Here is a 21338-nt window from a genome sequence, read left to right on the forward strand (position 1 = left end):
TGGATTGCAGCGCGGGTTGCCCGCGCCGACGAACAATTCGCCACGCACGGTCAAGTCGCGCGGTCCTGATATCCCGATGCTGATGTCAACTCACGTTGAGGCTTCGCTTCGCGTGGGGATGGTGGCCAGAAAGCCCGGCGCACCAGGGAGAACGCGAAGCAGCCGTTCAGCCATCGCGCAGGGAGGGCCGGGTTTCCGGCTGACCTGTGGTACCTGCCGCCTGCATTTTTTTCGCAGGCGGGCCACGGGCCTCAGTCGAGGTCCGGCCTTCCCTGCGCCCTCACGCTTCGCGAGGGCTTCACGATGCATCACCCGGACGGGTCGCCCGCCGCGGGATGGCGCGATCACGCGCGCCTGTCCGCAAGGGAGACGACCTGATGTTTCACATTGATGTCAAATCGTCGCAGGCTTGAACGGTCCCGCCAGCATCGAGGACACCCGGGGGAGCCGTCCGATATCGTCCCCGCTCCCCGGAGCCATCGCGAGTATGGCGGCACCGTTGCTACCCTGCCACGAATGCGCTATGAGTTGAACATGATCAGCCGGTCCTGGTCGCACGCGAAATGCCAGTACCGCAAACCGATGCTTCGCGCTCGGCGCGCGACGTCGGTCGATACGGGCGCCGCGATCGCGCCCATATCGCCAGCTCCGCGCTTCGCGCTCATTCGCATTCCGTAGCCGTGTCCGGGAGCCCGAACGCAGATGGATTGTGAAACCTGTGGCCGGCCCAATCCACCGGGCTCGGATGTCTGCGGCGGGTGTGGCGGGGTGTTGCGACAGCCGTCATCCGATACGACGACGAGTTCGCGCCTGCTCGGCATGCATCGCGCCGAGCGGCGGCAGGTGACGGCGCTGATCTGCGATCTCGTCGGCTCCGTCTCGCTCACCGTCAGGCTCGATCCGGAAGATATGACCAGCGTCATCGACGCCTTCCTGACGACCTGCGAAAACGTCATCGGCCGCCATGGCGGCGCCATCACGCAATATGCCGGCGACGGCGTGCTCGCTTATTTCGGCTATCCGCGTGCGGGGGAAGACGATGCGGCCACCGCGATCCGCGCCGCCATCGCGCTGCGCGACGCCGTCGGCCGGCTCGATGCCCCGCAAGGCCAGCCATTGCGTCTGCGCATCGGCATTGCCACCGGCCTCGTCGTGGTCAGCGACCTCATGCCCCGCGCCGACGGCCGCCCGGTCGACATCGTCGGCGAGACGCCGAATCTCGCGGCGCGGCTGCAATCGATCGCCGCCCCCGACAGCATCGTCGTGGCCCGGACGACCGAGCGCATCGCGCGCGGCATGTTCGACTTCCGCGATCTCGGCACGTTCGCGCTGAAGGGATTCGCCGCACCGGTCGAGGCGTTCGAGGTGCTGGAAGAAGCCGCCGTCGCGAGCCGTTTTCACGCCCGCATTCGCGGCGAAAGCTCCCCCCTGGTCGGGCGCGACCAGGAGCTGGCGCGTCTGTTCGATTGCTGGGCGGCGGCGCGGTTCGGCAGCGGACAGGTGGTGCTGCTCCATGGCGAGCCGGGCATCGGCAAGTCGCGGCTGGTCGAGGAGCTGCGGCGGCGCGTGGCCGACGTCTCCCAGCTGCAGATGATCTGGCACTGCAGCCCCACCCGTTGTGACAGCGTGCTGTATCCGATCTCGGAACAGCTCGCGCTCATCGCCGGCTTCGACCGCACCGACGGCGCAGCGACGCGTCGCGACAAGCTCGATCGCTTCATGAACGCGCACGGCGTCACCGACACCACCGCGCGCGCCGTGCTCGCCGACGTCCTTGGCGTCGCGCCCGAACCGGACAATCCGCTGCAGACGATGACCGTCGAGAAGCGCTCGGAGGTCACGCGGGAGACGCTGCTCCGGCTGATCGACATGATGGTGCCGACCGGGCCCGCGCTGCTGGTGCTGGAAGACGCGCATTGGAGCGACACGACCACGCTCGAGCTGCTCGATCGGGCGATCCAGCGCGCCGCACAACGCCGCTGGCTGATCGTGGTCACGGCCCGGCTCGAATATGAGCCGCCCTGGGCCGCGAGCCCGAAGGTCACGCGGCTCCCGCTCGGGCGATTGAGTCAGGGCGACGCCGAGCGGATCTGCACCCATGTGGCCGCTTCGGCCGCGCTGCCGGCAGCGACGCTACGCCAGATCGTCAACCGTGGCGAAGGCATTCCGCTGTTCCTGGAGGAGCTGGCGAAGTACGTCGTCGAAGCCTCCGCGGCGCCCGCACGGGACGGCCATGCGAGCGTGGCCATTCCCGCCTCGCTGCAGGACTCCCTGGTTGCGCGGCTCGACCGATTGGGGCCGGCGCGCCGGATTGCCAATCTCGGTGCCGCCATCGGCCGCCGCTTCAGCTACGATCTGTTGTCGGCCATCGTGGCGGAGCCCGAAGCCAGGCTCGGCGAGAGCCTGGATCAGCTCGTCAAGTCCGGCCTCGTGGAGAGCAGCGGCGCGCCGCCGGACAGCCTCTACACGTTCAAGCACGCGTTGATCCGCGACGCCGCCTACGAGTCCCTGCTCCGGCGCGAACGCCAGACATTGCACGGCAGGATCGCCGCGGTGCTGCGCGATCGCTTTCCCGAGACGCGGGACACCGAGCCGGAGTTGCTGGCCTACCATTTCACCGAGAGTGGCGCGATCGCCGAAGCCATCCCGCTATGGGCGGACGCGGGCCGGCGCGCCGCCTCGCGCGCCGCGCATGTCGAAGCGGCGCGACATCTGCAAACGGCGCTCGACCTGCTGCGTCATCAATCCGCCGACGGCGAGCGCGCCGACTTGGAGCTCGAGCTCCTGATCGGGCTTGCCGTCAGCCTCGCCGCCTCGCGCGGCTACACCGTGCCCGAGGTCGGCAAGGCGCTGTCCGAGGCACGGGCGATTTGCGACGCACTCGGCAACACCGCCGGCCTGTTCGCCGTGCTGCGCGGCATCTGCAGTTTCCTGATCATCGCGGGCGATCTCGATGGTGCCGAGGAGATGGCGCATCTGTGCCTGGGAATCGGCGAGCAGACCGGCCTTCCCGAGCATCGCATCGAGAGCGGCGTTGCGTTGGGCTACATTCTCTTCGCCAGAGGCGACCTCCCCGCCGCGCGCCGGCTGCTGGCCGCCGCGGTGCAGCTCTATCAGGCATCGGACGGCGCGCGGCTGCCGCAGCTGTCCTCTCAGGATCCGCTGGTCGCCGGCCAGGCCTCGCTGCTGCAGGTGCTGCATGCGATGGGCGACGATGCCGGCGCGGCCGCCGTCGCCAGCGATCTCATCGCGCATGCGCGCCGGCTCGGACGTCCGTTCGACCTCGCCTGGGCGCTGTCGTGGCTCGCCTTCTATCAGCTCGCACGCGGCGACTACGAGGATGTCCTCCTCGCCACCGAGGAGGCCCTGCGCATCTGCCGTGACCATGGCTATCCGCTCTATCAGCTGGTGGCGGGCAGCCTGCAGGCGCATGCCCGCGGCCATCTCGGCAGGACTCCAGACGAGGCGCTGGCGGCGGCATCTGAGGCGTTGCCGGCGTTCCAGACGCTCGGCATGATGCATTTCTCCTGCTTCTATCTCGGCGAGGTCGCCGGTCTGCAACTGATCGTCGGCAAGACGGCCGAGGCGATGCAGACGATCGACGCGGCGATCGACGCCGCGCGGCGCTATGGCGACGGCTATTTCCTGTCGCCGCTGCATCGGCGGCGCGCCGAGATCCTGGCCGCCCTCCCCGACACCGCACCGGGCCAGGTGACGGCCGCGCTACGCGAGGCCGTCGCGGTCGCCGAGGCGCAGGGCGCGTCGGCGTTCCTGCGCCGGGCGGCGGCGCGGCTCGCCGCCATCGACGATGACGCGCCGAGGCGACAATCGGCGTGACGACCTGCTCAGGCCATGGGGCTGGCCCTGGCGACGGTGAAATCGATCTCGGCCCAGACGCGCGTGGTCGCGGTCAGCACGAGCTTGCCGTCGACGGGCGTGCCGAGCCCGAGATCGCGAATGAACGGCAGGCTATCGAGCGCGCTCATCTCGATCGACCAGTTGCCCGACTGCAATTGCCAGCTGCGCAGCCCCGTCAGGTCGAGCGCGCCGTTCAACAGCGTCTTGTAGCTCGCCGCGGTGAGACTGTCCGCCGACCGCGCCTGCTTGAGATAGAACACGGGGATCGGCAGGCCCCAGACGCCGCCCAGGAACGACGCCATGCCCGGCCCGGTCGTGAGCTGCTTCATTCGCTCTTGGTCGGCCCCGGCACAGAGCTGCCGGAATGCATCCGCCGGAGAGGCCGCCGCGGTCGGGGTCGATCCCGCCGTGCCTTCGATTCGGATGATGCGCTGCTGGGAGGCATGGGCCTCCGGCCCGTAGCAGGCAATCGCCAGTCCCGAGACGTCGAACGGATCGTTCGATGGCGCGCTGGCGGGCTGGGCGATCGTCGCGTGATATTTGGGAAAGCCCCAGACCTCCTGCCCCGCAACGACCGACCAGGCATTGTCGACGAACAGATAGGCCGGCACGAAGCCGATCGTTTTCGGCAGCACCGCGCCGCGCTCATAGCTGCCGACCAGGAGCCACAGCCCGACATCGGTCTCGGACATCGTGCCCTGCTCCGCGAAGGGCGGCGTGGCCGCCTGGCTCTTGCGCACCTGGATGACGTTGACGAAGGCCATGTCCAGCATCACGCGGAACTGGTCGCGGCCCGCGACGCGGTTGAAGGAGCGGTCGAGGAACCGCTGGCAGGCGCCGAGGTCGGCCGGTACGGCGAAGCCGTAGAAGGTCGAGTCGTTGCAGATATAGGGCGCCGGCGGAAGCGTGATCCATCCGGCGTAGTTGACGTAGGCGTTGGTGATGTAGGGTTCCGGACTGGTCGAGACGATCGGAATGTAGACGCCGGACAGCGCCGAGGCGGCGGCGAGGCCGGACATCGCCGCGACCTCCACGCATCCGGCGTTGATCTCGGGCACACGGGTCCAGTCGCCGGCGAGGAAGAGATTGTCGTAGCCGGACTTGCCGGGCTCCATGCGATGCCGCAGCGTGCCCGGCAGGCTCAGCACATAGCGCTCGCTCGGATTGATGTTGGCACGCCAGAACTGGAAGTCGAGCCGCGCCGATCCGCTGATGTCACTCGGCGCGTGCAGGAGATCCCAGCGGAACGTGCTGCCGCTGCCGATGTTGGTCCACAGCGTATCGAGCCAGGACGTCATCCAGTCCTTGGATGCGTTCTTCACATAGTCCGCGGCAAGCTGCTCGTCGTTCGGCGCGCTGTTGTCACTCATGATGGCGCAGTAATAAGCGATCGAACGTGGCCCCGGCGCCGGCCAGTCCTCGGCCGGCAGCAATTGCGACATGTCGGAATAGGTGTCGAGCGGCGGCTTGCAGGTGGTGACGATCGGTCCCATCGTCTCGAGCGACGGTCCAGGCGCCACATAGGGACCTCCGAGATCTCCGACCGCGCAGTCGAGCCAGAGCTGCAGCGCCATCGTGCGCACGGTGGGGAGATTGCCGACCATGTCGGCCCAGGCCGGCTTCTGCTGCATCAATGGCCGGCAGATCTCATCGAGCGCGCCGACCGAGATGCCGAGGACCACCTGGTCGAAATCCTCGCCGAGCTGCAGGCTGAGCCGGGCCGCCGGGGGCGGCTGCGGCGGGTTGGGGGGACCATAGGCGTTCTCGAAATTGTAGCCCTTCAGCGCGTAGTACTCGCCGTTCTCGATCTCCTGCCATTTGGGCTCGGACGGCCAGCACCAGTAGTCCTTCACCAGGACCAGCGGATCATATCTGCCATCGACGAACTCGACCTGCTTGTCGATGTGGATGGTCGCGATGTTGCTGCCGTCCTTGGTCGGCTCGAGACTCGTGACCTTATGAAAGAACTTGAAGTTCACGCCGCGCCGCGCCAGGAGCTGGTAGATCGGCGTGCAGATCGTATCCCCCATTCCGACGACGGATTTATAGAAGAACGCCCCCTTGTAGGTGAAGAACAGCCGCAGCAGTCCCTGAACGGCCGAGCAGGCCGACACCTGCTGCTGCGACGGCTCGCGGGAGCCGTTGCGAAAGGCGAAGATGTATTCGTAGAGAGCGGTCACGATGGCGTTGTTGGCGGCCTCTTCATCCTGCTGCGCCAGAAAGCTGCGGAATTCGTATCTGTCGAGAACCTCCAGCCCGTCCGTCAGGCAGTCGTTCTCAATGACGCCGAGCAGCATGCAGATGCCGAGATTGGCGAGGATCAACAGCCGGCGCAGGCCCTCCTCGAGGCCGTCGATCGTCTGGTGCTCCTTGACGATGCCGCGGAACGCATGGAGCAGCGCCGCCATGTCGCCCTGGGCATCGCGGCGGATCGCTTCGACGTCACTGTGCAGCTTCTCGCCGACGCGGTGGGCCAGCAGCAGCAGCGGATGGCCCTTGCCATCAGGCGAGACGGCCGCCAGCCGGGCCTGCCGCTCGGCGGGCATGGCGGCGATCGCCTTCGCCAGCTCGGCATTCTGGTCGCCCGGCCAGTCCTCGAGATAGTAGTTCAGGTTGAAGATGATGCTGGCGATGGTCCGCAGCAGCAGGGTCGAGAGCGGTGGCACGATGTTGTCGGCGGGCGCCCACAGGCTATCCCTGCCGGGATAGACCGATTCATCGACATCCGGCTGAAACCAGAACGGCCAGGGCAGCCATTGGCCGTCGGTGTACTCGGCGTAGAAGATCTCGTTCTGCCGCTTGAACGCGTCATCGATCGTCCTGATCGGATCGCTCGGCGGTGCATCGAGTGCCTTCAGCGCGGCACGCAGGATGGTGAAGGCATTCTCGTAGAAGCCGGCCCAGATATGCAGTCCGTGCTCCTCGATGCGCTGGCCCTGCTTGGCGTTGCGTCCGCTGGCGGTCTTGCCCCCGAGACGCCAACCGAGCTGATAGAGAGTGATCTCGTAGCGCTCGCCGCGCGGATCGATCTCGCTCAAGGCGAAGGCCGCGCTCAACGCGCCGATGCCGCCGCCCAATATCGCCACGCGGGTCTTTCTTGCTGCCATGTCGATGATCCTGCCCTGACCTCGGACGTTCTCGCCCGGGCGAGCCGGAACGACGTCGTCCATCGGCGCACGGGTCCGCGATCCGCGCGGCCCGTGCGGTTGAATGACATTCGGTACTATGGGTTTACAAAATCGGCGCCACGCCCAGTTCAATCCGCGTGGCGATGCAATGAGGATGCATCGAATACCTATCACAATCTCTACGCGATCATCAAGCGGGCGCATCGTCGACATCGCGTCAGGCGAAGACGAGGCCGCCGCATCGTTCCCACCGGCTACGTCGTCGTCTCAACTTTTACGAGAAGAACGACGGGCTGCCACCGCTTAAAGACAGCGCCCCGATCGCGACGCTGCCGTCGATCACGTCAGATCGGAATGCACGTCGCCGGGCCCGTCGAGAAACAGCGGCAGCCGCACGACGATGCGGGCGCCGCGCGGCGCGTCGGTGATCGCGATGCTGCCGCGATGGGCCTCCACCAGCGTCCGCACCACCGCCAGTCCGAGCCCGGCTCCGCCGGTGCCGCGATTGCGCGACGTGTCCAGGCGCGTGAACGGCTCCAGCATGGCCTTGCGCTGGTCGCGGGGAATCCCCGGCCCTTCGTCGTCGACCGTCAGCACGGCGTGCTCCGGCTGGCGTTGCAGCGAGACATGCGCCGCCTCGCCATATTTGAGCGCGTTGTCGATGATGTTGGCGACGATACGACGCAGCGCGACGCGGTCGCCCAGCATCAGCTGCTCGCGCCCGTCGCCTGCATGGTCGAAGCGCACCCGCGCCTGATGCGCGCGGCGATCCTCGACCTCCGCGCGCACCAGTTCGTCGAAGGCAACGAGCTCCTGCGGCAGTTCGCCGGCACCCGCCCGGCTCGCAAGCAGCGCGTCGTCGAGCAGGCGGATCATGTCGGAGATATCGATCACGGCGCGCTGCCGCTCGGCGTCATCCGGGATCTGGTCGACGCGCAGCCGCAGCCGCGTGGCAAAGGTGCGAACGTCGTGAGCAATGCCGCCGACCAGCGCCATGCGCGCCTGCATCAGATCGGCAAGCCGGTCCTGCAGTCGCCCGAACGCCGTCACCACGGCGCGAACCTCGGGCGCATTGCGGCGAACGTCCGGCAGCGGCACCGCCGCCCCGCCGGGGTCGACCCGGTCGACGGCGGCCGCCAAGCGCGCCAGCGGCCGCGTCTCACGCTGCATGATCAGGAGCGCAAACAGCGCGACCAGCGTACCGAACAGGCCCGCGCCGAAGCCGATCGGCAGCCCCTGCTGGGTCAGCACCAGCGACGCGCGCGAGTCCACGACGAGAACATCGCCGCCGTTCAGGCCAATGCGAAACTCCAGGGCATTCTGCGGCGTCCGCGCGAGCCTGGGCAACCACCGTCCCTCCGGCTCCGGCACGAAGGTGATTGTCAGCGGGCGCGCACCGAGCGCACCGGCATAGGCGTCGCGCAATCCGGACCGGACCGGCGCGGGCTCGGTGCGCGGAAGGCGGACCGCCGCGTCGGGTCCGACCAGCCGGACCTCGAAGCGGTCAGAGGACACGGCATCGACGACCCTGCCCCGCTCAGCCCCGGGTGTTCGTTCGATCAGTTCGGCGAGCGCGGCCAGCCGCGTCGGCGGCGGCGTCGCGCCTTCGAGGTCCGCGGTCCGGGCGCGGTAGAATCGCGCCAGGGTGACGATCCAGATCGCGAGCAGACCAATGATGACGATGAGGCCGATACGCATCGCAAGCGTCAGCCGCATCATCACGCCACCGGCCTCACCGTCGCCGTGAACAGGTATCCGCCGTTGCGGACGGTGGTGATCAGGTTCGTTCCCGGGCTTGCGGCATCGAGCTTGCGCCGCAGCCGCGAGATCAGCATGTCGACGGTGCGGTCGAACGGCTCGGCGGAGCGGCCGCGCGTCCAGTCCAGGATCTGGTCGCGGCTCAACACCCGCCGTGGCCGCTGCACGAAGCAGGCGAGCAGGTCGAACTCCGCCGAGGTCAGCTGGATCGGCGCGGCCTGCGCATCCACGATCTCGATGCTGCGGGCATCGACGTCGAGTACGAACCGGTCGAAACCGAAACGCCGGCTCGCGTCACGCGGTGGGCTCGCCTGGGTGCGCCGCAGCAGCGCCCGAACGCGGGCCAATAGCTCGCGCGGCCCGAACGGCTTGACCATGTAATCATCGGCGCCGAGCTCCAGCCCGACCACGCGATCGATCTCGTCGCTCTTGGCCGACAGCATCAGGATGGGAATGTCGTCGCTCTGCCGCAGCCGGCGGCAGATCGAAAGCCCGTCCTCTCCCGGCAGCATCAGGTCGAGAATGATGAGATCGGGCCGCAGCCGCCGCAGCACGGCATCCATCGCCGGCGCCGTGGCGGCGACCTCGATCTCGAACCCTTCCCGGCGCATGAAATCGCTGACGAGCCGGCTGATCTCCGGGTCGTCCTCCACCATCAAAAGCGTGGCCGCAGGCATGCTCATCGCCAGGACTGATGCCCAAAACCCGTAGCTTGGCAATGGGCCGGGGGCGACTGTTACAAGCCGTTACGCGGCAGCCAAATACCGGTATGCGGCCGACCGCGGCGCCGGCATTGGCCGGCCGAGAAGGCCGCCGCAGGCGCAAGGCATGTCCTGCACGCCGGCGACATTTAATTTTGCAGAGCCACTTGCTGAGCAAAATCAGATTTAATATAAATTAAATCGCGCGGCACTCCCAGATCATTTAATGGTTATAAAACAAGATCCTCGTTCTCGCAGGCAAACCGGGCGGCTCTGACGTCCGAAGCGCAACTGAAAAGCCCCACAAACATGCTGCACAATCCCAACGCGAGCACGGTTACCTACCCCTCCCCACAGGAGCAAGGTTGGGAACGTAGCGGACCCGGACCGTTCGACATGGCGCTGGGATTCCTGCGCCGGCACTATCTGGTGATTGCGATCACCACCGTGCTTTCGCTCCTGGCGAGCTTCGCCCTGCTGAAAATCCTGCCGCCCACCTACTCGGCCGACGTCAAGATCATGCTGGGCACCACCTCGAAGGCCGCAGTCGTCCAGCCGCAACCGCCCGTTCAGGACGAGCCGCCGCTCGACATGGAATCGCAGATCGAGATTCTCAAATCGAAGTCGATCGCGACAGCGGTCATCGACAAGCTCAATCTGGCGGACGATCCCGACTTCAACGGCAAAGCCAGCCCGCTGCATGGTGCGGTTGATGCGGTTCGCCGCCTCGTGGGTTCGGCGCCGCAGCCGAACGCGCCCTCGATGGACGATCTCCTCGACGAATTCCAGCGCAGAATGAACGCCTTCCGAATTGGCACGAGCACGGTCGTCGAGGTCGATTTCAGCGCCAGCGACCCCAATCGGGCGGCGATGATCGCCAACGCCATCGTCAAGGAGTATTTCGATCAGCAGTTGAAGGCCGACGCGAACGAGCACCGCACAATCACCGCCTGGCTTCACGACCGCCTGCAGGATCTCGGCAACGACGCGACCGCGACCGAACGTTCCGTGAACGAGCTGAAAAGCCGGTACAACATCGTCTCGGCCGACGGCAGGTTCATGGACCAGCAGCAGGTCACCGAGCTCACCAACCGTCTGGTGGCAGTGCGCACGCGTACCGCCTCGCTGATGACCCGGCTCAATCGGTTCGACGACATGCTCGCGACGAGCAGTGCCGATATGACGATCGACCGCGTAGCCGCGGTCTCCGACTTCTCCCCGGCAGAGCTCAGCGGCAATGTCAATCCGCCCGACGGTCTCTCCTTGAGCAATTCGAACAGCACGCTCATCATCAACAGCTTACGTCAGCAATACCTCGATAACGCCAAGCGCGAGTACGAGTATTCCGCCAAATATGGCAAGGACCACATCGCGGTCGTCAATATTCGCGCGACGATGAAGAGCATCCGCCAGGCCATCGTCGACGAGGTGCGGCGCCTTGCCGACGTCGCCAAGCACGATTACGAGGAGTCCAAGCAGCAGCAGCAGGAGATCGAGAAGCAGCTGGCGCAGGCCGTTGTCCGGTCGCAGGATACCAGGGCGGCCGAGCTCAGCCTCCGCGAGCTGGAGACCAGCGCCAAGAGCTATCGCACGCTCTACGACACCTTCCTTCAGCGCTACATGGGCTCAGTCCAGCAGGGCTCCTTCCCGATTGCGAAGGCGCGGGTGATCTCAGCGGCCACGCCGCCGAAGAAGAAGATCAAGCCGAAGTCCATCGTGCTGATGGCGCTCGGCCTGTTCGGAGGCCTGGCGCTCGGCGGCGGCCTCGGCCTGCTCGCAGAAGTCAAGGACCGCAGCTTTCGGACGACCGACCAGGTCGAGGATCGCCTGCGCCTGCCCTGCCTCTCGGTCGTCCCTCTGCTCAAACGAGGCGAGGTCGACCGGTTCACCAAGAAAGCGACGGTCAACGCCGTTTCCAAGGTCGAACCCGATTCCAGCCCGCGAATGGTGACGAGAGGCCCCGGGACCTGCTGGGCCGCATCCGCCATGCCCACATCGCGCTTCGCCGAATCCATCCGCTCGTTGAAAGTCGCCATCGACCAGGATCCAAGCCCGACGTCGCGGAAGGTCTTCGGACTGACGTCCGCCCTGCCCAACGAAGGCAAGTCGATCATCGCCGCGTCGCTGGCTCAGCTCATCGCAAATTCAGGCAAGCGTGTGATCGTGGTCGATTGCGACCTCAGGAATCCGTCGCTTTCCGCCATGCTGGCCCCCGATGCCAGCACTGGGATCGCCGACATCGTCCTGGGAGGATGCCAGCTCGCAGACGCAGTCTGGACCGACCCGCTGACGCGCCTGGATTTCCTGCCGGGAACGGGTGCCACGCAGCGCGACACCAGCGACATCCTCGGCAACGAGCAGATGCGCAAGCTGTTCGAGCAGCTGCGGGCAGCCTATGACTACGTCATCGTCGATCTTCCGCCGCTCGCGCCCGTTGTCGACGCGCGCGCCATCTCCGCGCTGCTCGACAGCTTCGTCCTCGTCGTGGAATGGGGGCGCACGCCGGCCGAGGTGGTCGAGCACGCGCTGAACACGGCACCCAACGTCTACGATGCTCTGTTCGGCGTCGTGCTCAACAAGACGAACATGAAGGCGCTGAAGCGCTACGCCAATCATTTCGGCGACTACTACAACCACAAATATTACGCCCGTTACGGGAGCGTGATGGCCGAGTAGGTCGATCAGCGCGCGCCGGCCGGTGCGCGCCATAGGCCGCGGCCGGCAACGGAAATCGATCGACGGTCAGCGCTGGTGCTCGGGGCGAATGGAGGGATGGGCGATGCCGGCACGCTCCAGAGCGCTGCGGACATAGACGCCCGAGAGATAGCCCACCTGGACTGCAATCAGACCGGCGCCGGCATAGAGCGCGGCCGGCAGCCCGCTGATGATCGACGCCGCGATGCACTCCATGAAGACGATCGCGGCGAGCGCCAGCAGCGTGCGAACCGTGAACATCGTCCCGGCAACCACCCCGGCTGTAAAATGAAGCGCGATCACCCACATCAGTTCATGCCTCCTCGGGCGTTTCGAGAGGCTAGCGGCCATTGGTTAGCGATGAGCTAAGCCGCCCGGGAGGATTCGAACAAGCGCATCAGGGCAACACTTTCAGGCGAAAGATGCGGCTACGGCCCGCTGAGCGGGTGCAGCATTGTCTGGCGGTTCAGCCAGTGCGCCCGGTAGAGCCAAAGCACCGCGGTGACCAGGACGACATCGAACAGGCCCATCACGGTCTGGCCGTAAACCTGCGGGTGGACGCCGCCCAGGAGGAGCGCGAGCTTGACCGATTGCCGCACCACCTCCGACCCGAGGAACGCGATCAGCGAGTTCTGGCCGACGTTGAGGATGAGCGCGACCGCCGGCGATCGCCGGGTGCGCGCGAACACCGCCCACAGCAGCGCCAACAGCAGCGGCAATGTCCAAAGCAGGTTGAGGAGCTTGTCGAACCGATAGGGGTATTTTTCGCCGTTGCTGGGAAAGCCGAGGCTGTAATCGAGCAGCAGCCCGAAGGTGAAGATCCCCGCCAGCGCCGTATAGAACGCGGGTCCGATCAAGCGGTTGGACCGATGGAGATCTCCGAGCCAGATACCGATCACGAAGAACATCTGCGCCTGGAGCGAGAACAGCAACAGAATGATGGCGGGACTCTCGAGCTTGGCTGCCGTGCTCGTGTTGCTGAACCAGGTGGAGGCCACGAAGATCGCAGCCGACAACGCGAGCACCAGGAGCCTGCCGCGCTTGAACATCGGCAGGATCACCGGCAGCAGCAGGAACATCAGCCCGTAGAACTTGAGGATTGTGATGGCGGTCGGCTCGGACTGAAACGTCAGCACGTCGAAAATCGCCTGCCCCACCGGCTCTCGCTTGTTCCCCAGAACAGCCATGCCGACCGCGACCGGCACCGAGATGACGAAATAGGCGGCGAGCACCTTCAAGCCGCGGGCGAGGAGCTCTCCGTGCCTCTCCTTGTGCAGATAGACGTACCCGACCATGAACCCCGAGATCACGACGAACAGCTCGGCGAAGGGGTTGAATTTCGTGAACAGATCGACGGAGTCCGGAAAGACGTTGGCCGTGTGATGATAGAACACGAACAACATCGCGCAGCTTCGATAGAAGTCGATCAGAAGCTCGCGCCTCTTCTGGCCTGCTGCGCTCACCGCTCAATCTCCGAACACACGTCGCTCCATGGGCGACAGTCAGCCGATGGGCGCCGGTCGGACTGACGGCTCAGGCAATCCTTCGCAACGCGGGCAAGCGTCGCGGCGGCGATCATCGAACCACCGACTGCTGAAGCCGTGATGCGACCGATGACAGGCCTCCCCCTCTCATTGCTGGTCCAGACCGCCGAAGCGGAAGATGCGGGCCATCAGCGGCGAAACGCCCACGAAGGTCGCGGTACAGCCCTGGGCTTCCAATTGCTTCCTCAGCATCAGCAGCAATCCGAGGAAGCGCGCATCCATGGCGCAGACGTTCGAGAAATCGATCGTGACCGGCTTGCGGGACGCCGAAGCGGCGCGGAACACCGGAATGGCCCGGTCTACGTGGCGCGCATCGGCGGGCCCCGACAGGCTGAGCGTGACCGCGCGCGTCCCATAGTCCTGCGTGATGGTCAGCGCCTCACCCCGCTCATGCGTGCGGCGCATCCACCAGGTCCACACCACGAACGGCAACACGTGGGTGAGCATGAGGCCGAGCACCGCCGTGCCATCGTTCCAATAGCGGCGCCAGAGATAGGGCTCCTCCTTGATGCGCCACAGCCACTCGAAGCCTGATTGGCGCAGGATCGCCGGTGCGCGCTTCACCGTGCCGGCCTGGAAGTTGAGCGCGGCGCCGAGGTGGGCGCGAACTGGAATCTCGAGGCACTCATGATTGCGCTGCAGCCATGATTGTCCCTTCACGCTGCTGAGCGAGGCAACCAGGAAGTCCGCCCCGCTGGCATTGATCTCGTCGATGATGTGATCCCGGCTCAACTCCTCGGCCGACAAATAGCCGGGGTTCAACCAGCCCACGCACTGCAATCCCGCCGACTGGCCGTTCAGCGTCCGGGCGGCCCGTTCGGCGGCCCCCTCCGGGCCACCGAAAAGAAAGAGCTTCAGCGCGTTTGCCGGCGCGGCCTCCGACTTCAGCGCGTCGAAGATATCGGCGCCGGCCGTCCGGCTCTTGATCGGAATCCCAAGCAGCCTAGCGATCCAGACCACCGGCATGCCGTCCACCGTGCAAAGATCGCTCAGGATCAGCGACTCCCTGAAGCTCCTGTTCGACTGGCTGGCGACCAGGAAGTTGAGATTGGGAGTCGAGATGAGAAGCCGGGTCCTGCGTCGGGCAGCGTCGCGGATGCGGCGCAGTACGCCGCGCATGCCGATGGCATCGACCGGTATTCCGAGGACACAATAGACGTCGCGCGCGAGGTCGTCGGGAATCGCGGCGTCGGCCAGGGCGGCAGCATCGACCTCCGGCCGATCGCGACCCGCCCCGGAGCGCCCCACGCGATAAAGGGGGGATCCCGGCTCCTGCAATTCATGCGTGGTCAGCATCCGCCGCTCTCCCTCAATCTGCCCGCCGCACGAGGATTCCGGGTTGCGGATCCCTGCCGCACCTCCCCGACCGAATAACGTGCGACCCAAAAGCCACTATTTAATTTTAAATCATACCATTTATTTAATACGGTTTATTTGTAAATGCCAGGGCAGATTTGCGGCGCGGCTGCAGCAATACCTTCCCGGCGCACGTCGAAGTCCTTTTATTTAATTGCATCTCCGGATAATGTTCACGGACGGTATTCCCGGCGGCTGCCGGGGCCACGCCGTTCGAATATCCGGGTGAGATCGATGCCGAGAATTTCAGCGACGACGTCGATGTCGGCCGGGCCGCGCGCCTCCGCGGGGACGTTCGATGTCTGTGCGCTGATTCCGGTCCTCGCCTTCGCCTACTCGTCCCTCATTCAGCCGCTGATCTATTTTGGCTTCCCGCCATCGCCCGGGCTCCAGGGCCTGCTCGAGAGCCGGATCGAGAACCGGATCTTCTGGCCTGTCCTCGCGGCCATCGCCATCGTCGTTGCGATGCAACGCCTCGCCCGCGGCGAGCGGCTTGCCGCTGCGCCCAACATCATCAGTCTCTGCGTCTATTTTGGATTGGCCGGCGCCAGCATCGCGTGGGCATTCAAACCCGAATTCGCCTTCGTCCGTTTCGTCCAGGAAGCGATGGTCCTCACCGCCATCGTGCTGCCCGCCCTGCTATCGAGGCCGAGCGCCGACATCCTGCGCGGCGTGTTCCTCTGCTTTGCAGCAGGGGTGATCCTCAATGTTCTGCTGATCCCCGGCGGTTACGCGACCTACGCGCAGTACGGCAACGCGCTGGTCGACATCGGTTACCAGGGCTACTTCTCGGGCAAGAACCTGCTGGGCGAGTTTGCCGCCATTGCGTTCCTGCTCTCGGTTCACGAGTTGCTCTATCCCGGAACGCGCCGCGCGCTCGGGATCGTCGTTGCCGTCGGTGCCATCGTCCTGATCTTCTTCTCGAGCTCGAAGACCGCGCTCGGCCTCGCTCTGGTCGCCCCGATCCTGGCCATCCTGACGCTGGCGCTTGCGAGAACGCTGCGGGTTGCACCGCTTCTGATCCTGGTGGCGATCATCCTCGGCTACTTCGTGGTCGGCGAGCTCGCGGGCTTCACGACCAGCCGCATCGCCTATCTGCTGACGGGTGATTCCAGCTTCACCGGCCGAACCACCATATGGGCCTTCTCTAACTTGGAGATCGCGAAGAGGCCGCTCCTGGGATGGGGCTATCAGAGCTTCTGGCTGGTCGGTGCCGACGCACCAAGCATCACCGATGCACCCGGCTGGGTGAAGGCCATGCCGAACTCCCACAACGGCTACTACGATGCGATGCTGGAACTGGGCTATGTCGGTTTTGCCTTTCTCCTCGTGTTTCTGGCGGCCACCGTTCACGTCATCGGCCGCGTGATGAAGCACGACTACAAGCGGGCGTGGATCCTGCTGTCCGTCGCGCTGTTCGTCATGCTCTATAACCTGCTCGAAACCCTGTGGCTGCGCGCGTTCGACGTGACCTGGGTGGTATTCGTGCTCGTCACGGTCGAGGCCGCGCGATACTGGCGGAGGTCGCAACAGAGCATGCCCGCCGCTCAGCCGGCGAACAGGCGGTCGGCTCGTTGGAGCCGTACACGGCCGGCTTGGCGGCCACGGCTCGGCGTCCGCACCTGACGGGAGGCCCGTTGAAGCGTCACGCCAGCGCTATTGCGTTGATCCCGGCGCCGCCGCGAATGGCGCGCCCGCATCGAATCTCGCCTTGGCCGGTAACGTATGCAGCTTGGTATCCCCGGTTGGGTCCACCCAGGGCCACGGATGACTGCCGAAAAAGCCGGGCTTGGCTCTCAGATACAGCGACGCCGGCAGCGGCTGCGCCGCGAGAGCGTCCGTCCAGACCACCTTGCCGGTGAGATAGTCGAAATTGCCGCCGCGGATCACCGTGGTCAGCGTCTTCGGATCAGGCGCCATGGTCCATCGCTCCGGGTCGTAGCCAAGCACCCAGACGTTGCCGACACCGCCCTGCCCCCAAACCGCCGTTCCGGCCCGCATCGATGGATCGTCGTAGCTCCAACCGCTCATGCGTCCAGGTCGGCCCAGCACATTGCCGGCGAACGAATCCCACCACGAGCCATAGGCGAGACCGACGGCTCGAACGCCCGAACGATCGACGAAGCGCTGGCGTTGGCCGGTGAGATGGTTGCGGAAGAAGGTCAGATAGATCGCGTTGCCATGGGTGTAGTCGCTGTCGGCATTGTGGGACAGATTGCCTTCGAACAGGACGTGATGGGCGCCGGCCATGTGCGACGCGTTGATGCCGACCTCGACCCAGCCGGGATTGTCGAAATCGAACGAGTCGTCGGCATAGTTATAGCCGACGACGCTGCCGGCGCCGGACGACCGGAACACCATGTTCTTGCAGACGTCGACGAGGATGTTGTTCTCGATCAGGACCTCCGAGGAGCCCGTCGCCAGGCTGATCGCGTATCCGGCGCCGCCCGGCTGCGGCCACGAGCCGGCGTGGATGTAGGAGTCGCGGAGCTCGACCCGGAACGAATTGTCGATCGCCACGCCCTCGCCGAGCCATTGCGTCACCTCGACGGATCTGGCCCAGGAATAAGCAGCGGCTTCGAACCGCAACGCGCCGTCCGCCCCGCCGACGATGCTCAGATCTTCGACGCCCACCTTGGCAACGTGGATGTCGCGATTGTTGGCGGCGTGGCGACCGCTGTTCGGGTCGGTGCTATAAGGCGTGAGCTGCGCTTGGTGATCCCGGCGATAGCTGATCGTGAGCGGCGAGGTGAATGTCACCGTGCTGCCGGTCACCGAGGCGATCTCCTTGATCTCGGCGGTCGCCCGGTCGGTCCGGGCAAACCACGACATCGACTTCGGCAACACGCCGGGAGCCTGGTCATAGGGACCTCCGGCATTGGCACCGGCATTGTCGTCGCCCGGCTGAACCGGATAGTGCATGTTCCAGGCGACGCGGTCGCCTTGCCAGACCTTCGCTCCCGCTGGAAAACCCGCCGGCGTCGCCTGCCACGATGCGCCTGAGACCTCGTCGAGCAGAACGAAATCGCCCGGCTTCAAGGCCGCGGCACTGGCGAGGGCGACGGTCGACGTCCCCTGATCGCCGTCCGCCAACAGGTCCTGCGACGCGCTGCTGTCGGGGCCATTGTTCCAGCGCGAAGGTCCGACGATGATGACAGGCTTGGCGTCGTAGCTGTACGAGCTCGGGTCGACCGGCGTCAGGATTCCCTTGGTGCCGGCAATCACGACCGGCGTTCGTGCCCGCGCACCGTTGGTTTTCACCAGCCTGGTCGCGCCTGCGCCGGCGCCGCGCAGCGTCACTGGCCGGCTGATCAGGAGCGGCTCGTTGACGATGAACGTCCCGGGGCCGAGCATCACCACCTGGCCGGCGGGTGCAGCGGTCAAGGCAGCCTGAATCGCGCTGCTGTCGTCTCTCCCACTCGGAGACAGCGTGCGGTAAATGATGGTCCGGTTCGGAATACCGCCGGCTGACATCAGCCCGGGATTCCAGGCGGCGAGACGCTCCACCGGCAGCAGATTGCCGGCCAGTGACGGCCCGGTGGACGCGGTCGGCTCGGCGGCCGCGGCAACGCCGCGAAGGAACAGCAGGGCAAGCGCTGCCGTGAACAGCGCCCGGATGCAGGCGGCGTCGATCCGGCGCGTCACGCGCGCGACCGGCCGGGACGAAGCCTGGGTGCAGCCGGGGTTCACGAGGCCGATGTCATCCATGGGAACCTCTCGCAGGACCGGTCACACAGCCAAAACGGGCGCCGATTTAAAAACACCATGACTTTGACACGCGCCATGACATAATATTAATTCACGATTTAATTTATTGAAAGGCGGCCGGCGACGCCCTGCTCGGCAGAGCTTCGTCCCAATCTTCCGCCTTCGGCAAGGGATTTGATACGTGACGCCATCGCGCCGCTACCTGCTCATCTCGCCCTGCCGGGACGAGGCCCAATATCTCCGCCGGACTCTCGACAGCGTCGCTGCGCAATCGGCGCCGCCGGCGCTGTGGATCGTGGTGGATGACGGATCGACCGATGACACCCCGGCCATTCTCGACGAGTACGCCCAGCGCCTGCCCTATCTGCGCGTGATCCGCCGCGCCGACCGCGGCGGACGCAAGGTCGGACCCGGCGTGATCGAGGCATTCTATGCCGGCCTGGAGAGCGTGCGGCTGGAGGATTTCGACTATCTCTGCAAGCTCGACATGGACCTCGATCTGCCCGCGCGCTACTTCGAGCTGCTGATGGAGCGGATGGAGAGCGATCCGCGGGTCGGGACCACCTCGGGCAAGCCGTGGTTCGTCCACCCGCAGACCGGCGCCTTGGAGCCGGAGGTCTGCGGCGACGAGATGTCGGTCGGGATGACCAAGTTCTACCGCGTCGCCTGCTTCCAGGAGATCGGCGGCTTCGTGCGCCAGGTCATGTGGGACGGCATCGACTGCCACCGCTGCCGCATGCTCGGCTGGATCGCCGAGAGCATCGACACCGAAGCGCTGCGCTTCATCCATCTGCGGCCGCAGGGCGCCAGTCACAAGGGCATCTGGACCGGACGGCTGCGCAAGGGTTTCGGCCAGTACTTCATGGGAACGTCGCCGCTTTATCAGCTCGCGGTGGCGGTCTATCACCTGCCGGCCTATCCCGCCCTGATCGGCAGCACCGCGATGCTGTGGGGCTATTTCCGGAGCTGGCTGACGGGCCTGCCGCGCTACGACGATCTCGAATTCCGCCGCTTCCTCCGCGCCTATCAGCATGCCTGCCTGCGCCTGGGCAAGCGCGCCGCCACGGCCCGGATCAACGCGGAGCGGGCGCAACTCTGGCGGGCCAGCCACGCCGCGGCAGACACGCGATGACGCTCGGCGGCCGATCGCCGCGGCACTGACACGACGACGACGAAGCTACGTGTTTCTCCGACCCCGTCTGGACAGCATGGCCAAGATTCTCGAGCTCAGCCGCCTTCGTGCCGCTTCCGCCGTGCCGCCGATAACGGCGCCTGGCGGCGAGGCGACCGCGCCAGCAGCGTCCCGCAGCACGAACGCCCCGGGCAGCGCATCCCCGCTCATTCCATCACTCGACGGCATCCGCGCGCTGTCGGTGCTGATCGTGGTCCTGGGTCATTCCGGACTTCAGGCCCTGGTCCCCGGCGGCTTCGGCGTCACCATCTTCTTTTTCCTGAGCGGCTTCCTGATCTCCACGCTGATGCTGGCCGAGCATCAGCGCACCGGCGCGCTCGACGTTCCCAGCTTCTATGCGCGGCGCGTGTTCCGGCTGATGCCGCCTCTGCTGCTGTCGTTGGCGATCGCCTACGGCCTCACCGCCGCCGGCCTGCTGGACGGCGGGATGACCGTCAAGGGCCTGGCGGCCCAGGTGCTGTATTTCGCCAACTATTACGGTCTGTTCTTCGATCCCGGCAATACGGTGCCCGACGGCACCGGCATTCTCTGGTCGCTCGCGGTCGAGGAGCACTTCTACATCGTCTATCCCCTGCTGATGACGCTGCTGCTCGGATCGGCGCTGCGGCCGCGCACCATCGGCGCGCTGCTCGGGCTCGTCTGCCTCGGCGTCCTCGCCTGGCGCATCCATCTCGTGCATGCGCCTGGGTTCTTCTCCGACCGCACCTATTACGCCTCGGACACCCGCATCGACTCGATCGCCTATGGCTGCATTCTGGCGCTGGTCATGAACCCGGTGCGGCAGCGCTCTGCCTCGGGGCGGATGTCGGCGGCGCAATGGGCGCTGCTGGCCGTCGCCGCGGCGGCGCTGCTGGTCTCGCTGGTCTACCGTGATGCGGTGTTCCGGGAGACCGCCCGCTACAGCCTTCAGGGGCTGGCGCTGATGCCGTTGTTCTACTTCGCAGTCCGCTTCGCCGACGCGCCGCTGTTTCGTCATCTCAACCGCTCCTGGGTGATGACGCTCGGCACCTATTCCTATGCGATCTATCTGGTCCACAACGTCGTGATCCGGACGATCGACAAGAACCTGCCCGCGATCGCTGCCAAGCCCTATCTGCTGTTTCCGCTCGCGCTCCTGATCTCCGTCATCTACGCGGCGGCGATCGAGCGCTTCATCGAGCCGTATTTCAGACAGCTCCGGCGCAAGTTCAGGCCGGCGCCTGCTGCGAGAGCAGCGCAGGACGCGTCCGGCGCAGACTGGCGGCTCGGCAACCGTCTCGCCGAGAGTCCGACGCCGCGCGCATCCTGAGCGCATCGGCACCGCTCCATCGCCTGCTGCACAAATGCGTCAAATTGTGCAGTTTAAATAATTAGTCCCGCATTTAATACTGCGACCCCGACCAATGAATACTTTCGGGGA

13 protein-coding genes are annotated in these 21338 nt (G+C 65.8%); 5 read left to right on the forward strand and 8 right to left on the reverse strand.

The genetic code is table 11. The features are described from left to right. Positions 1–521 precede the first annotated feature (521 nt). Positions 522–665 (reverse strand): hypothetical protein, encoded by a 144-nt coding sequence (locus ACQR0W_RS23965; protein WP_316164869.1) that lies wholly within the window; start codon positions 663–665, stop codon positions 522–524. A 103-nt stretch (positions 666–768) separates the two neighbouring features. Here ACQR0W_RS23965 and ACQR0W_RS23970 point away from each other — a divergent pair, with 103 nt between their 5' ends. Further along, entirely contained in the window at positions 769–3837 is a 3069-nt protein-coding gene (locus ACQR0W_RS23970) for an ATP-binding protein (RefSeq protein WP_316170930.1), read from the forward strand. Positions 3838–3845: 8 nt separating this feature from the next. On the opposite strand, the gene ACQR0W_RS23975 is transcribed toward ACQR0W_RS23970, so the two are convergent. The 3 genes from ACQR0W_RS23975 to ACQR0W_RS23985 all read right to left on the reverse strand — a co-directional run bounded on the left by ACQR0W_RS23975 (position 3846) and on the right by ACQR0W_RS23985 (position 9427). Further along, positions 3846–6965 (reverse strand): NAD(P)-binding protein, encoded by a 3120-nt coding sequence (locus tag ACQR0W_RS23975; RefSeq protein WP_316170931.1) that lies wholly within the window; start codon positions 6963–6965, stop codon positions 3846–3848. A gap of 360 nt (positions 6966–7325) precedes the next feature. Beyond that, the gene (locus ACQR0W_RS23980) at positions 7326–8705 is read right to left on the reverse strand and encodes a sensor histidine kinase (protein WP_315752601.1); all 1380 of its coding nucleotides are present in this window, start codon (positions 8703–8705) and stop codon (positions 7326–7328) included. Then, complete coding sequence (locus ACQR0W_RS23985; RefSeq protein WP_315752505.1) at positions 8705–9427, reverse strand: response regulator transcription factor; 723 nt, start codon at positions 9425–9427, stop codon at positions 8705–8707. Before ACQR0W_RS23985 ends, ACQR0W_RS23980 begins: the two co-directional genes overlap by 1 nt. A gap of 414 nt (positions 9428–9841) precedes the next feature. Between ACQR0W_RS23985 and ACQR0W_RS23990 the strand changes: the two genes are divergently transcribed. Continuing rightward, a complete protein-coding gene (locus ACQR0W_RS23990; protein WP_316170932.1) occupies positions 9842–12121 on the forward strand; it encodes a polysaccharide biosynthesis tyrosine autokinase in 2280 nt (759 codons plus the stop codon). A gap of 66 nt (positions 12122–12187) precedes the next feature. Here ACQR0W_RS23990 and ACQR0W_RS23995 read toward each other — a convergent pair whose 3' ends face one another. The 3 genes from ACQR0W_RS23995 to ACQR0W_RS24005 all read right to left on the reverse strand — a co-directional run bounded on the left by ACQR0W_RS23995 (position 12188) and on the right by ACQR0W_RS24005 (position 14979). Then, the gene (locus tag ACQR0W_RS23995; protein WP_315827765.1) at positions 12188–12448 is read right to left on the reverse strand and encodes a hypothetical protein; all 261 of its coding nucleotides are present in this window, start codon (positions 12446–12448) and stop codon (positions 12188–12190) included. Positions 12449–12567: 119 nt separating this feature from the next. Continuing rightward, positions 12568–13602, reverse strand: coding sequence for an OpgC domain-containing protein (opgC, locus tag ACQR0W_RS24000; RefSeq protein ID WP_315827764.1), 1035 nt, complete (start codon positions 13600–13602; stop codon positions 12568–12570). 168 nt (positions 13603–13770) lie between these two features. Further along, on the reverse strand, positions 13771–14979 hold the full coding sequence (locus ACQR0W_RS24005) for a WecB/TagA/CpsF family glycosyltransferase (protein WP_316170933.1): 1209 nt from the start codon (positions 14977–14979) through the stop codon (positions 13771–13773). Positions 14980–15273: 294 nt separating this feature from the next. On the opposite strand from ACQR0W_RS24005, the gene ACQR0W_RS24010 reads away from it, so the two are divergent. Next, entirely contained in the window at positions 15274–16665 is a 1392-nt protein-coding gene (locus ACQR0W_RS24010; protein WP_315729371.1) for an O-antigen ligase family protein, read from the forward strand. A gap of 30 nt (positions 16666–16695) precedes the next feature. On the opposite strand, the gene ACQR0W_RS24015 is transcribed toward ACQR0W_RS24010, so the two are convergent. Next, positions 16696–18747 (reverse strand): right-handed parallel beta-helix repeat-containing protein, encoded by a 2052-nt coding sequence (locus ACQR0W_RS24015; RefSeq protein WP_316170934.1) that lies wholly within the window; start codon positions 18745–18747, stop codon positions 16696–16698. A gap of 181 nt (positions 18748–18928) precedes the next feature. Between ACQR0W_RS24015 and ACQR0W_RS24020 the strand changes: the two genes are divergently transcribed. Together ACQR0W_RS24020 and ACQR0W_RS24025 are read left to right on the forward strand one after the other, a co-directional pair. Next, the gene (locus ACQR0W_RS24020; protein ID WP_316170935.1) at positions 18929–19879 is read left to right on the forward strand and encodes a glycosyltransferase; all 951 of its coding nucleotides are present in this window, start codon (positions 18929–18931) and stop codon (positions 19877–19879) included. Positions 19880–19955: 76 nt separating this feature from the next. Continuing rightward, positions 19956–21227 carry an acyltransferase family protein gene (locus tag ACQR0W_RS24025; protein ID WP_316170936.1) on the forward strand — a complete coding sequence of 424 codons (1272 nt, stop codon included), beginning with the start codon at positions 19956–19958 and terminating at the stop codon, positions 21225–21227. Positions 21228–21338: the final 111 nt, after the last annotated feature.

Source organism: Bradyrhizobium sp. HKCCYLRH1034 (genome assembly GCF_051168375.1).
In the GTDB taxonomy this organism is placed as follows: domain Bacteria; phylum Pseudomonadota; class Alphaproteobacteria; order Rhizobiales; family Xanthobacteraceae; genus Bradyrhizobium.

Excerpts from the sequence above, each read along its gene's own strand:
- ACQR0W_RS23995 (WP_315827765.1), bottom strand. The coding sequence starts at position 12,448 with ATGTGGGTGATCGCGCTTCATTTTACAGCCGGGGTGGTTGCCGGGACG.
- ACQR0W_RS23980 (WP_315752601.1), bottom strand. The coding sequence starts at position 8,705 with ATGATGCGGCTGACGCTTGCGATGCGTATCGGCCTCATCGTCATCATT.
- ACQR0W_RS24010 (WP_315729371.1), top strand. The coding sequence starts at position 15,274 with ATGCCGAGAATTTCAGCGACGACGTCGATGTCGGCCGGGCCGCGCGCC.
- ACQR0W_RS24005 (WP_316170933.1), bottom strand. The coding sequence starts at position 14,979 with ATGCTGACCACGCATGAATTGCAGGAGCCGGGATCCCCCCTTTATCGC.
- ACQR0W_RS23990 (WP_316170932.1), top strand. The coding sequence starts at position 9,842 with ATGGCGCTGGGATTCCTGCGCCGGCACTATCTGGTGATTGCGATCACC.
- ACQR0W_RS23965 (WP_316164869.1), bottom strand. The coding sequence starts at position 665 with ATGAGCGCGAAGCGCGGAGCTGGCGATATGGGCGCGATCGCGGCGCCC.
- ACQR0W_RS23985 (WP_315752505.1), bottom strand. The coding sequence starts at position 9,427 with ATGAGCATGCCTGCGGCCACGCTTTTGATGGTGGAGGACGACCCGGAG.
- ACQR0W_RS24025 (WP_316170936.1), top strand. The coding sequence starts at position 19,956 with ATGGCCAAGATTCTCGAGCTCAGCCGCCTTCGTGCCGCTTCCGCCGTG.
- ACQR0W_RS24015 (WP_316170934.1), bottom strand. The coding sequence starts at position 18,747 with ATGGATGACATCGGCCTCGTGAACCCCGGCTGCACCCAGGCTTCGTCC.
- ACQR0W_RS23975 (WP_316170931.1), bottom strand. The coding sequence starts at position 6,965 with ATGGCAGCAAGAAAGACCCGCGTGGCGATATTGGGCGGCGGCATCGGC.